This window comes from Thermodesulfobacteriota bacterium, assembly GCA_040756475.1.
Taxonomy (GTDB): Bacteria; Desulfobacterota; Deferrisomatia; order Deferrisomatales; family JACRMM01; genus JBFLZB01.
Map to the genome: position 1 here is coordinate 1 of JBFLZB010000132.1, position 12573 is coordinate 12573.

Sequence of the window (12573 nt, forward strand, 5' to 3'; positions counted from 1 at the left end):
GGCGGCGCTCCGCCCGTCGCTGCCAAGACGGCCGCGGCGGCGTCCGCCCTTCCGTACCCGAAATAGGGGTCCCACCCCGCTCCTCCGAGGTCCAGGGCCGTCTCGAAGACCGCCGCTTCCACCTCGGAAGGGGCCAGGGCGGGGTTGGCGGCCATGACGAGGGCGAAGACGCCGGCAGCGCAGGGGCTTGCAAACGAGGTGCCCTGAACCGTCACGTAGCCCCCGCCCCGGGCCGTCGTCAGCATGCTCGTGCCCGGCGCCGCCAAGTCCACGTAGGCCCCGTAGCTCGAAAAGCTCGCCTTGGTGTCCGTGGAAGTGGTGGCCGAGACGGTGATGATATCCGGGCTGGCGGCAATGAGCTCTTCGCCGCCGCTGTTCCCCGCGGCGACCACCGTGAGCCCGCCCCGGTCGCGCAGGTACCGGGCGGCGCTCTGCACCGTGGAACTCCCCGACACGCCGTTGTAGCTCACGTTGGCGACGTGGGCGCCATGGTCGGCGGCCCAGGTGATGCCGCTCGCCACCGTGCTCCAATAGGCATAGCCGTTGGGGTCCGCGATGCGGATCGGCATGATCCGGGCGCTCCAGGCTACCGAGGCGATGCCGATGCCGTTGTTTGCGGCCGCCGCGGCCACACCGGCCACCCACGTGCCGTGGCCGTGGACGTCGGAGGTGTTGGCGTTGTTGTCGTACACGTTCCAGCCCGGAACGAGGTTGGGCACCAGGTCCGGGTGGGTTCCATCGACGCCCGTGTCGAGAATGGCGATGGTGATGCCGCCCCCGGTCGCCGTGTCCCACGCGGTGGGGGCGCCGATCTTGGGCAGATACCACTGGCTGCCGAAGCTCGGGTCGTTGACGGCGGTGGCATCCGGGGTGACGAGCATGTCCTTCTCGGCGAAGGCTACCCTCGGGTTTCGGGCCAGTGCCCGGGCGACCGCCTCTTCTGCCTGGGGAGGCACTTCGACCACATGAACCCCCAGCCCGCGAATCCTCCCCCGCGACCGGGCGCCGTGCCCCTTGAGGATGCCGTCGAACTCCGCGTTACCCACCCCCGGGCGCGGCTGCACCAGCACCCGCCCGGGCGCCCACCCCAGCCCCGTCTCGGCACCCCAAGCTGCCAGGGGGACTCCGACCCCGAGAAAGAGGACCGCGAGGCCGGCGGCCGCAGCGAAGAGCCGGCGGGCACCTTGGGGAGGCATCCGCGATGCCGACGTGGGAGGGTTGGAACGAAGGAGGGAGATCTTCGGGGGAAACATCATGACTGGCATCCTTGCGGGCCCCGCGCAGGCGGAAAAGAAGACCGTACAGCTACCTCCCTGTCAAGAAGCGGGCCGCGGCCGGCACCTCTCGGGCCCCGGGAAAGGATGGGGCGCGGGCACCAGCTGCTTCTCTCCAGCTACGTCTTCGTAACCTGGTTACGCGATCCGCTCCGGCGCGCCCTGCACGGTATGCACGGTCTGCACGGACCCGGGTGCGGGAGACAAGGTGTGCCGCTGCTCCCCCGTTTCGGCAATTTGGAGGGAATCTTGATGGCAGCCAGGAGAAAGCGAAGTGCTCCCCGGGACGCAGAAGCAGCCGCCTACGTCGAATGTCGCGCTCTTCCTCTGCCGGACCGACCGCGCCGCCCGGCGCCTCCGGCAGGTTGGGACCGGAGGGGCGTCCGAAGCTTCGGGTCTCGGGGTGCGGCGGGGGGAGTCGTCCCCGCCTCTTCGACCCGCAGGTGCCCCGTGACCTCCTCCCGGTCGTGGTAGAGCTGCTTGAAGCGCAGGCTGTAGCGGGCGCCGCAGCGGTCGAGCTCTCGGGAGATGATCTCGGCGCAGCGGCGCACCTGGGCGAGACGGCCGGCCGAGGGAAGCTTCAGGTTGAATACGGCCTCCCGGCATCGCCCTCGCGAGGCCCACACGCCCACGAGCTTCGCCACCCGGGCGGGGGGGGCCACCAGGTCGCAGACGAGCCAGTCCATGGCGCGCGGCGGACGCCAGGTAAAGGCATCGGCGCGGATGTGCTCCACGAGGCCGGTTTCCAGCAGGGTTCGGTCGAGGGGGCCGTTGTCCACGGCTGCCACCACGAGGCCTCGGGAAGCCAGGTACCAGGTCCACCCGCCGGGGGAGGCCCCTAGGTCTGCGGCGCGCATGCCGGGGCGCAACCGCACGCGGCGTTCTCCCTCGGGCACGAAGGAGAGGAACGCCTCTTCGAGCTTCAGCGCCGAGCGGCTTGGGGCGCCCGAGGGGAAGCGCAGGCGGGGAATCCCCATGGGCCAGGGGGAAGAGCGGCCGGGATCGGAGGTACCCAGGAGGGCCTCGGACGGATTCGGAAGGAACACGTGAAGCCGGGGTCCGGGAGAGCGCGGGCCCAGCAGGCCCTTCTCCGAGAGCGCCGCCCCAAGCCCCTCTGCGAGCCGGCCGCAGGTGGGCCACAGGCGCCTCCCCCCATCCGTGTCGGGGGCCTCCACCAAGAGGCTCGAAAACCCTCGGAGCCCCAGCCCCTGGGCGACCCGCCACGCCGCCTCGGTCAGGGCGGGGACGGCCTCATCGCCGACCGGCAGCGGCACGCACTCCTGCCCTGCGAAGACCTGCCGGGCGAAGATGAGATCGAGGGAGGAAAGGCGCGCCAGGGCCGCCGCACCCGAGGGTTCCCGGGGCTCCAGAAGAGCGTGGCCGTCCGCCCGGACGGTCCGCACCTCGGCGCCGCGCGCCCGGGCAATCTCCGAAGCCTCGGCGGCCGCTTCGCCCTCGAAGCCGGCGCGGCACAAAACGACCAGACCCCTCACCCACCCACTCCTCCCGGGGCGGCTTCCGGCCGTCCCAGAATCCCGCCATCCGTTCCGGTCACCACGCCCTTGTCCTGCCCACAGACGACGAGACGCCCCGGCCGAGGCCGGGGCGTCCTGGATGCCATGGAGCGGGCGACGAGATTCGAACTCGCGACCCTCAGCTTGGGAAGCTGATACTCTACCAACTGAGTTACGCCCGCCGAAGTGGCGCTCATTATAGGGAACCGCCCGGGGCTGTCAACACCCATTCACCGTTTCGGAAATGGGTACCTCCACAGAATCTGGGGGGCATCCATGCTTTCTTCCTGGGTGACGTCGGGGGGGTAGGACGCGGTTGCCGAACGCGCCGTGCTCCTGGGCGGCGACCCCGGCGGACGCCTCGGCGAGGCGCCCCTGCCGCAGAATCTGCGGACGAAGCGGATGACTCGCGTGCCGAGGACCAGATCGCTCGGTTGGCCGCCTGCTTGAGGCGCCACGTCGCCCCCATCGAGCGGGTTTCCAGGCCGGGGTTCCTGGACCGTCTACCGGGAGTCTGGTACCTTCCGGCGCCGTCGGTTGCCACCACGCTCCCAAACTCCGGGGGGCACTTCGAGAGGAGAGTTTCCATGCACCGATTCATCCGTACGACCCTGGCTGCCGCCCTGGCGATATCCTGCGCCCAGATCGCAACCGCGGCCGACGAGGGCGGCCTCAAGGGCCGGGCCGAGGCGAGCTTTGCGCACACCAGCGGCAACACCGACACCCGGACCCTGGCGGCGCAAATCAAGGGCTCCTACGAGGCGGGAGCCAACCGGTACTTCCTGCGGGGCGCCGCCCTGTACGGCAAGACCGACGGCGAAGAGACCTCGAACCGCTGGCTCGCGGACGGCCGCTACGAAAGGGGCATCACGGAGCGCTTCTTCGCCTTCCTGGAGGCGAGCTACCTCAAGGACAAGTTCGCCGGCTTCGACTCCAAGATCCAGGCCGGCCCCGGCGTGGGGTACGACCTCATCAAGACCGACCGCCAGCTCCTGAAGCTCCTGGTCTCGGCTCTCTACACCTGGGACAACTATACGGACGGCACCGACGACGACTACGCCACCGGCAAGGCGGCCGGCGACTACGCGTGGCAGATTACCGACACCCTGACCTTCAAGCAGTACGCCGACTACCTCGTGTCGCTGGAAGACGCGAACGTGTACTTCGTCAACTCCCTGACGGGCCTCGAAGTCAAGGTGAACGCCAACATCTCGCTGGGGCTGAGCTACCTCGTGGCCTACCAGAACGAGCCTCCGGCTGGCGCCAAGCACGCCGACCGCACCTTCCTGAGCTCGCTTGTCGTGGATTTCTGAGCTCAGAACCACCCCTTGCGCCGAAACACCCACAGCATCGCCCCGGCAATCCCGATCATGAAGCCCCACACGGCCGGGTAGGCCCAGCGCCACGTCAGCTCGGGCATGTGCTCGAAGTTCATCCCGTAGACCCCCACGAGGAACGTCAGGGGGATGAACACGGTGGCCACGATGGTGAGCACCTTCATGATCTGGTTCATCCGGTTGCTGGTGCTCGTGAGGTAGATGTCGAGGTAGCCGGCCAGCACCTCCCGAAAGCTCTCCACCGTGTCGATCACCTGGACCGAGTGGTCGTAGACGTCCCGCAGGTAGGGGCGGGTGGTCGCCGCGATGAGGTCGGACTCGCTGCGTTCCAGGCTGTTCACCAGCTCGCGCAGGGGCCATACGGCTTTGCGCAGGGTAACCAGCACGCGCTTGAGGTCGTGGATGGTCTCGAGGGTCGCGGGGCCGGGGTGCTCCAGGAGCGTCGGCTCGAGCTCCTCGAGCTGGTCCTCCAGGGCCTCGAGGGCGTGGAAATAGTGGTCGACCACCACGTCCATCAGGCTGTAGGCCAGGTAGTCGGCTCCCTGGCGGCGGCTGCGCCCCTTTCCCGAACGGATCCGCTGGCGGACGGCTTCGAAGACGTCCCCGGGCCGCTCCTGAAACGTCACCACGTGGCGCGGCCCGAGGATCAGGCTGACCTGCTCGGTCTCGAGCCGCGAGGCCTCCCGGTCGTAGCGGATCATCTGGAGCACCACGAAGAGATGGTCGTCGTACACCTCGGCCTTGGGGCGCTGCCGAGTGTTGACGATGTCCTCCAGCACCAGGGGGTGGATCCGGAGGATAGCGCCGATGCGGGCAACGGTGTCCACGTCGTGGACGCCGCACACGTCGATCCAGCTCACGCTCTCCGAGTCCAGGAGCGCCCCGATCTCCCCCGGGTCGGTCAGGGCCCGCTCCTCCACCTGGTCCGGCGTGAAATCCATGAGGGACAAGGTGGCGGCGCCCTCGGCGGCCTCTCCGATGTGGATCAGCGTCCCAGGGGGAAGCCCCGTCTTGGCCGAACGGTCGAGCGCGCTCACCCGTTCCTCCTCTTCGGGCCCCCGTCTGCGCTGCCAGGTGGGGGGCCCGCCAGGCGCACCCTCTCCCCGCCGATCTCCAGGGTGGTCTTGCTGTAGGTGAGCTTGCGGCAGATGAGGCCGCACGAGAAGTGGAGCACGTCCACCCCGCGGCGGACCTCGGGCAGCCCCTCCCGGCCCGGCTCGCGGCACGGCCAGTGCAGGCTCCAGCGGTAGAGGGCCTTCTGGGCGGCCGCGTCCACGAAGGTCTCCTCCTCCTGGAAGCGAAAGTCCCGTCCGGCGAACCACGCGGCCCAGGCGCGGTGCAGGGCCTCCCTGCCCTGGACCCGGCCCCCGGTCCAGTTCTCGAAGACCACGTCATCGCAGAAGAGGGACATCACGGCCTCCAGGTCGTGGCGGTCCCACGCCCGGTACCATCGCCCCAGCAGCTCCAGGATCTCGTCTCGCGGCAGCAGACGCGGCGTCATGAACTTCCTTCCCGCGGCCGCGGAGGCCGCACTCCCAGGACGAGGAGCCCCGCGGCGGCACACAGGGCTCCCAGGTACCGGCACGCGGCCGCGGGGTCGCCGCCCGCGGTGTCGAGGAGCGTCCCGGCAAGCCAGGGCCCCAGGATGCCCGAGAGGAACCCGTAGGCCGTGAAGACCAGCCCCAGGATCGCCCCGAAGTGGGCCGGCCCGAAACACTCCACCGCCAGGGGCGCGGAGACGGTGAAGAGGGTGCCGAAGGCGACTCCCACCACCGCGGCCAGCGCGGCGGTGGCCCAAAGCGATCCCACCCCCGGCAGGGAGTAGTAGGCCCCCGCTGCCGCCAGGGAGGCGGCACAGAGCACCGGGCGCCGCCCGACCCGGTCGGAGAGGAACCCCACCGCGATTCGGCTCCACCCGTTGGCCAGGTTGAAGCAGGTGAGCACCCAGAGGGCGGCCGCAAACGGTGCGCCGCGCGAGAGGCCCAGGGGCACCGCAAGGGTGACCATGGCGATGCCGGCGGCTCCCTGGAGGGCCCAGGTGCCCCACAGGAGCCAAAAGGCCCGAGTGCCGAGGCTGTGCCGGGGGGTGAGGGAGACGCCCTCGCTTCCCATCGACGGGCGGCCCGGAAGGCCCGCCGGCGGGGCCACCCACCGCGCGGCGCCGCCCCCAACCACGAGCACCGCAGCCGCCAGTGCGTAGTGCATGCCGGCATAGCCCAGGGCCCCCAGAGCCCACCCCAGGACCGGGGCGGCCAGCGCCGCCGACCCCGCGAAGCCCAGATTCACGACCCCCGAGGCGAGCCCCCGGTGCCGGGGAAACCAGAGCTGCACCGCGGTGAGACAGGGCAGGTACACGAGGCAGGACGCGGCTCCCGCCGTGAACCCCCAGGCGTAGAGGCTCCACGCCCCGCCGGGGCGGGCCGTGAAGAGCAGACTCGCCGCCGTCAGGACCTCTCCCGCGAGGACGAGCCTGCGGGCCGTGACCCCGGGGCGGCCCTGCCAGCGCCCCACCGGGAACATCCCCGAGCCCACGGCGGCCAGGGCGAAGAACAGGGTCGCCCCCACTGCGGCCCGGCTCAGCCCCAGGGTCTCCCCCCAGTGCGCCCCCAGGACCCCCGGATACCCGAAGAGGAGCGCTCCCGGCCACAGAAGCGCCAGGCACGAGGCCCCGAGGACCCGAAGCCCGGGGCGTGGGGAGCCCGGGGCACCCGGCGAAGCACCGCTGGCCATGGCCGCGCCTCAGACCGGGACACCCGTCAGGGGGGCCGTCAGAGGCTTGACCCAGAAGACCAAGGGCTTGGGCGACTCGGCCTCTTCATCCAGGTCCTCTAGGGGCATTCCCGTGGAGGCACCGACGGCCTCGTCCCCGTCGAACGCCGTCACCACCACGCCGCTCGCGGAACCTGCGAGGTCCTTGAGATACTCCTGCTCGTAGGCGAGGGTCCCATCGCAGAGGTAGGGATACTCCCGGAACACGGCGATGCACAGCCGCGCCACCTCCGGAATCCACGGAACCACCCCCCGCCCGGAAAACCTCTCGATGCGAAGCCCTTGCGCCATCCTGCCTCCTCCCTTTGCTCCGCAAGCTAGGCGAGTCCGCGCCCCGAAGTCAATGCGGGGGAGGACCGAAAGACGCTTCTGCTCCCCCCGGTTTGACGCCTTTCCCAGGCCCCGGCAGACTGCCCCCGCACACTTGGAGGAATGCCATGACCGACCCTGCCCCTTCCCAGCCCAGGATCCGCCTGGGCATCAGCGCGTGCCTCCTGGGCGAGCCGGTGCGCTACGACGGCCAGCACAAGCTCGACCGCTACCTGCGCGACACCCTGGGCCGCTATTTGGACTGGGTGCCCTTATGCCCCGAGGTGGAGTGCGGCCTGCCCGTGCCCCGGGAGGCCATGCGCCTGGTGGGCGCCCCGGAGCGCCCGCGGCTCGTCACCCAGCGCACCGGCGTGGACCACACTGACCGGATGCTCTCCTGGGCCGCCGAGCGGCTCCAGGCCCTGGAATCCCAAGACCTCTGCGGGTTCGTCTTCAAGAGCGGGTCGCCCTCGAGCGGCATGGAGCGGGTCAAGGTCTACGCAGACAAGGGCATGCCCGAGAAGGTGGGGGTAGGGCTTTTCGCCCGGGCCTTCATGGACCACTTCCCCCTCTTGGCCGTGGAGGAGGAGGGCCGGCTCCACGACCCCCTCCTGAGGGAGAACTTCGTCGAGCGCATCTTCACCTACCGCCGCTGGCGGCAGGCCTTTGCCCGGGGCAGGACCCGGGGAAACCTGGTGGACTTCCACACGCGGGAAAAGCTCCTCGTCCTCTCCCACAGCCCCGAGCACTATCGGGCCATGGGCCGGCTGGTGGCCGCGGCAAAGGACTTCGAGCCCGAAGAGCTGTACCGCCGGTACGAGGAGCTCCTCGTGGAGGCCCTGCGCCTCAAGGCCACGCCCAGGAAGAACGCCAACGTGCTCCAGCACGCCCTGGGCTACTTCAAGAAAAACCTCACGGCGGCGGAGAAGCAGGAGCTCCTGGAGGTCATCGACCAGTATCGGACGGAGCTCGTACCCCTGATCGTTCCCCTCACCCTGGTCAACCACTACGTGCGCAAGTACGATCAACCCTACTTGAAGCTCCAGACCTATCTCAGCCCCCACCCGGCCGAGCTCCAGCTCCGAAACCACGTGTAGCGATAGACCCCCGCCTGGAGCGGCCCCTCACCCCTCAATACCCCGCGAACTTCTCCGCCCGCACCCGCTCCACCGATATCCCCAGCTCCATGAGAGATGCCGCCATGGCATCCACCATGGGCGGCGGGCCGGAGAGGAGGTAGAGCGCACGCTCCCACTCGGGGCACTCGGCCCGGATGAGGTCGGGGCCGATCCGGCCCGTGGGGCCGTTCCAGGGGCGCGACGAGTCCCCCATCCGTGTCATGGTGGCCGCGAACCGAAGGTTCGGCCGCCCGGCGCAGAGCTCCGTGAGGTCGTCCAGGAAGACCGCCTCCTCCGGGGTGCGGTTGGAATAGAGGAGCGCGATCCGGTGCCCCGTGCCCTGCTGAACGGCGTGGCGGAGCAGGGAGCGGAAGGGGGTGATCCCGATGCCGCCCGCCAGGAAGATGAGCGGCGTCCCGGTGTCGTCCGGGAGCCCGAAGGCACCCTTGGGCTCCTCCAGTTCGATCTCGTCCCCCGGCGCCAGGCGAGCCAGGGTCTGCTTGAAGGCGCTCCCCGAGAGCTTGGTGGCGAAGACCAGTTCGTCGTCTCCCGGGGCGGAGGCAAAGCTCAGGTGCCGCCGAAGCCCCCGGTCGTCGGAGAACCCGCGGTCGGGCAGCTTCAGAAAGCACCATTGGCCGGGCCGGAACGTGAAGCCAGAAGGCGTTACGAGCTCCAGAACCGCGATCCCTTCTGCCGCTTCGCGTCTTGCCTTAACTCTTGCGGTGTAGTGCATGGAAATGCCTCCTGTTTTCGTTTCGCGTGGACGCTGCCTGCTCCCCGGGCCGCCGGTAGGAGCCGCCTTGGCCGCCAACCCAGGAGGGGGGCCGCCCGGCTTCGGGGTCAAGGCCCCTCCCTCACTGAGCTCGAAGCGAGAGTTGGTTGCCACCCGACACCCCGGCTGTCTCAGAAGACGGCTCCTCCCGGCCACAGGAGCACCATACCACAGGCCCTGCGCCCCGCAGCCTCCCCTACCCCTCCCCGGCCAGGCGTCGAGCCAGTGCCAGGGCCTGCCGCCGGGTTCGCACGCGGCCGGAGCGCTCCGCTTCCTGGACCCGGCGCAAGAGGTCCCCCACCTGGGGTCCGGGCGCGATGCCGAGCTTATCCACCACGTCGCGTCCCCGCAGCAGCGGTGTGGCGGGCCGAGCGTCGCGCCGCTCCCAGAAGAGCTCCAGCACCTCCTGCGCCGTGCGGCGCACCGCGGCAAGGCAGGGCGGCGCGGGGCCCGTGGCCAGCTCGTCGGCCAGGGAGAGGAGCAGGGCCTCGGGGACCTCGCGCCCCAGGTCCACGAGGTAGCGCAGGCGGGCCCTGGGGGTCGGCGGCTCCTGGGCGGCGAGCTGGAAGAGCCGTAGGTGGGCGGCGACCAGGCGCTGGGCGGCCCCGGCGGTTCGGCGCCCGACCCGCAGCTCGGCAAGCAGCCTCTTGACGCGCTGCCCTCCCCGGACCTCGTGCCCCAGGAAGCGGCGGCGCTCGCCCCCTTCCGTCGGCTCGGTGGTCGCGGTTTCGGGCTTGGCCACGTCGTGAAAGAGCGCCACGAAAACCAGGAGCGCCCGACGGGTGATCCCCGCCTCCCACTCCTCGTCCAGGTGCCGACCAAGGGTCTCGGGTCGGGGCAAGCCGATTGGGGCCGGGGCCCGGGCCAGGGCCCCGGCTGCCTCCGCCGTGCGCAGACTGTGTTCCCAGAGGTCGTAGGCGTGGTAGGAGCCCTGGTCGAACCCCTTCCAACCTTCCAGGAACGGAAAGAGCGCGCCCAGCACCCCGTCCCGCGCCATGGCCCGAAGCGAAGCGCCCGGGCCCGGCAGGTCCAGGACCGCGAAGAGCTCCGTGCGCAGCCGCTCGGGCGACACGCTGCCGAGCCGGGGCGCTGCCTCGGCCAGGAGCCCCGGGAGAGCCTCTTCGAACTCCAGATGCAGGGCGGCCGCAAACCGGTAGGCGCGAAGCACCCGCAGGGGGTCGTCCAGGAGGGCGCGGGGCGAGCAGGCCCGAAGCCGCCCGGCCGCAAGATCTGCCCCCCCGCCCAGGGGATCCAGGAGCCCTTCTAGCCCGAGCAGATCGAAGGCCAGGGCGTTTACCGTGAAGTCGCGCCCCGCCAGGTCTTGGGCCAGGGTCACGGCCCGCAGGGGAACCAGGTCCACGGTGCCCCCACCCGCCAGGGCGACCCGCCAGGAGCCCTCGACCTCGTCCAGGGGAAAGGCCGTGCCTCCCAGGTCCCGCGCCACGGCTCGGGCAGCCCCTTCACCGCTTCCTGGAAGTGCCACGTCGAGATCCGGTCGCTGGCGGGCCGCCCCGGCGAAGACGTCGCGCAGGGCGCCGCCCACCAGCCAGGCCCGGGACACCCCCGCGGCCACCAGGGCTTCACGTAACGGCGCCAGGAGGGGCAGCGCCTCCACGCGGTTCGCCAGCGCCTCCTCCTGGGTTCGGGGTCCGCGCCCCTCCCGCGTCACCGGGTTCCTCCGGCCATGCGCTCTCCGTGCTTCTCCTGGGGGTTCTGCTCTGGTATATAGTCGGCTCCTTTGGAATTTCGCATCCGCGGCCCTTTCGCGCCGCCGGGGGAATCCATGTCCAAGGTCATGCTCGTCAACGTGGTGAACGAGGAAGAGAGCCGCATCGCCATCGTCTCCGGCGGCCTCCTCGAAGAGCTCTCCATCGAGACCTCGCGCCAGGAACAAATCGAAGGGAACATCTACAAGGCCCGTGTCGTCAAGGTCCTTCCGAGCCTCGACGCGGTCTTCGTGGACTACGGGCGCGAGCGCAACGGGTTTCTGGCGGTGCCCGACGTCCATCCCAAGTACTTCGCGGACGGGCACCGGGGCGCTTCTGGCCTCAAGAAGGGCCAGGAGCTCATGGTCCAGGTGCGCAAGGGGGAGATCGGCCAGAAGGGCGCCGCGCTCACCACCTACGTGAGCATCCCGGGGCGCTACTTCGTCATCATGCCCTTCGTCGAGAAGCGGGGCGTCTCCCGCAAGATCCAGGACGACGCCACCCGGGGGCAGCTTCGCAGCATCCTCGACGAGGCCGGCGTGCCCGAGGACATGGGCTACATCGCCCGCACCGCGGCAGAAGGGCGCACCAAGCAGGAGCTCACCCGCGACGCGAGCTACCTGGTGCGCCTGTGGAAACGCATCCACGAGGAGCACGACGCCGTGCGGGCCCCCGCCCTCCTCTACCAGGAGAGCGACATCGTCATCCGCACGCTGCGCGACTATTTCACCCCCTCCATCGCCGAGGTGTGGGTGGACGACAAGGCCGTCTTCGAGCAGGCCCAGGCGTTCTTCCAGGCGGTGATGCCGTGGAATCAGAAGCGCCTGAAGCTCTACCAGCAGAAGGCCCCTCTCTTCTCCAAGTACAACCTGGAGGCCCAGATCGCCTCCATCTACGAGAAGACGGTACCGCTTCCCTCGGGGGGATCGATCGTCATCGAACAGACCGAGGCGCTCGTCTCCATCGACGTCAACTCCGGCAAGACCATGAAGGGCAAGGACATCGAGGATACGGCCTTCATCGCCAACAAGGAGGCCGCCGAGGAGGCCGCACGCCAGTTGCGCCTGCGGGACCTGGGGGGACTCGTTGTCGTCGACTTCATCGACATGCGGAGCGCCGGGCACCGGGCAGAGGTAAAGAAGGTGCTCCACAAGGTCCTCAAGGAGGACAAGGCGCGCACCGACATCGGCTCTATCTCCAAGTTCGGGCTCCTGGAGCTCTCCCGCCAGCGCCTCAAGCCCGGGGCGGCCGTCACGGGCACCACCCCTTGCCCCACGTGCGGCGGCGCCGGCAAGGTGAAGAGCCCCGAAAGCTTTGCCTTGAGCGTGCTGCGCCTGGTGCAGTCGGTTCTCGCCCGCACCTCGGGTCTCCAGCGGCTTCAGCTCGGCGTGCCCCCGGACGTGGCGGTCATCCTGGCAAATCGCAAGCGCCGCAAGATCCTGGAACTGGAAGACGACTTCGGGGTCTTCGTGGACCTCTTCGCCGAGCCGGCCCTCCAGCCCAACCAGTACTACCTGGAGTGCCGCCAGGACGGCTCGGCCCGGGTCGAGACCAACCTGGCCGACGACTTCCCCCGGGCGCTCCTGCGCACCCCCAAGGGCCTGCCGGGCGCCACGGTGCGCACCCAGCGGCCCTCGGTGTACGCCCTCTTCGGCGACGAGGAGGAGGTGCGGGAAGTGCCGGCCGAACCGCCGGAAGAAGGAGAGCCGGCGAAGAACGAGGCAGCCGGGGAGGGAGCGGCACGGCCGGCGGCGGCTTCCGGAGAGACCCCGGA

General features: G+C 70.1%; 11 protein-coding genes and 1 tRNA gene. 3 read left to right on the top strand and 9 right to left on the bottom strand.

Annotated elements, in window-relative coordinates:
* From AB1578_16625 to AB1578_16635, 3 genes are all read right to left on the bottom strand, one after another.
* The coding region (locus AB1578_16625) for a S8 family serine peptidase (GenBank protein MEW6489528.1) at positions 1–1256 on the bottom strand (1256 nt) is incomplete at its 3' end.
* A 320-nt stretch (positions 1257–1576) separates the two neighbouring features.
* The gene (gene rlmM / locus AB1578_16630) at positions 1577–2767 is read right to left on the bottom strand and encodes a 23S rRNA (cytidine(2498)-2'-O)-methyltransferase RlmM (protein MEW6489529.1); all 1191 of its coding nucleotides are present in this window, start codon (positions 2765–2767) and stop codon (positions 1577–1579) included.
* A gap of 127 nt (positions 2768–2894) precedes the next feature.
* Positions 2895–2970: transfer RNA gene (locus AB1578_16635), tRNA-Gly, on the bottom strand.
* A gap of 405 nt (positions 2971–3375) precedes the next feature.
* Between AB1578_16635 and AB1578_16640 the strand changes: the two genes are divergently transcribed.
* Positions 3376–4101, top strand: a complete 726-nt coding sequence (locus AB1578_16640) for a DUF481 domain-containing protein (GenBank protein ID MEW6489530.1) — start codon at positions 3376–3378, stop codon at positions 4099–4101.
* A gap of 2 nt (positions 4102–4103) precedes the next feature.
* Here AB1578_16640 and corA read toward each other — a convergent pair whose 3' ends face one another.
* The 4 genes from corA to AB1578_16660 are packed head-to-tail and all read right to left on the bottom strand — an operon-like array spanning position 4104 to position 7185.
* Complete coding sequence (gene corA / locus AB1578_16645; protein ID MEW6489531.1) at positions 4104–5162, bottom strand: magnesium/cobalt transporter CorA; 1059 nt, start codon at positions 5160–5162, stop codon at positions 4104–4106.
* Positions 5159–5626 carry a nuclear transport factor 2 family protein gene (locus AB1578_16650; GenBank protein MEW6489532.1) on the bottom strand — a complete coding sequence of 156 codons (468 nt, stop codon included), beginning with the start codon at positions 5624–5626 and terminating at the stop codon, positions 5159–5161. Before AB1578_16650 ends, corA begins: the two co-directional genes overlap by 4 nt.
* Positions 5623–6855, bottom strand: coding sequence for an MFS transporter (locus AB1578_16655; GenBank protein MEW6489533.1), 1233 nt, complete (start codon positions 6853–6855; stop codon positions 5623–5625). Before AB1578_16655 ends, AB1578_16650 begins: the two co-directional genes overlap by 4 nt.
* A gap of 9 nt (positions 6856–6864) precedes the next feature.
* Positions 6865–7185: a hypothetical protein gene (locus AB1578_16660; protein MEW6489534.1), complete on the bottom strand. Its 321-nt coding sequence runs from the start codon at positions 7183–7185 to the stop codon at positions 6865–6867.
* 146 nt (positions 7186–7331) lie between these two features.
* On the opposite strand from AB1578_16660, the gene AB1578_16665 reads away from it, so the two are divergent.
* A complete protein-coding gene (locus AB1578_16665) occupies positions 7332–8300 on the top strand; it encodes a DUF523 and DUF1722 domain-containing protein (protein MEW6489535.1) in 969 nt (322 codons plus the stop codon).
* 34 nt (positions 8301–8334) lie between these two features.
* On the opposite strand, the gene AB1578_16670 is transcribed toward AB1578_16665, so the two are convergent.
* Positions 8335–9054 (bottom strand): FAD-dependent oxidoreductase, encoded by a 720-nt coding sequence (locus tag AB1578_16670; GenBank protein MEW6489536.1) that lies wholly within the window; start codon positions 9052–9054, stop codon positions 8335–8337.
* 235 nt (positions 9055–9289) lie between these two features.
* A complete protein-coding gene (locus AB1578_16675; protein MEW6489537.1) occupies positions 9290–10762 on the bottom strand; it encodes an HD domain-containing protein in 1473 nt (490 codons plus the stop codon).
* A gap of 114 nt (positions 10763–10876) precedes the next feature.
* Between AB1578_16675 and AB1578_16680 the strand changes: the two genes are divergently transcribed.
* A partial coding sequence (locus AB1578_16680; protein MEW6489538.1) for an Rne/Rng family ribonuclease occupies positions 10877–12573 on the top strand: 1697 nt, incomplete at its 3' end.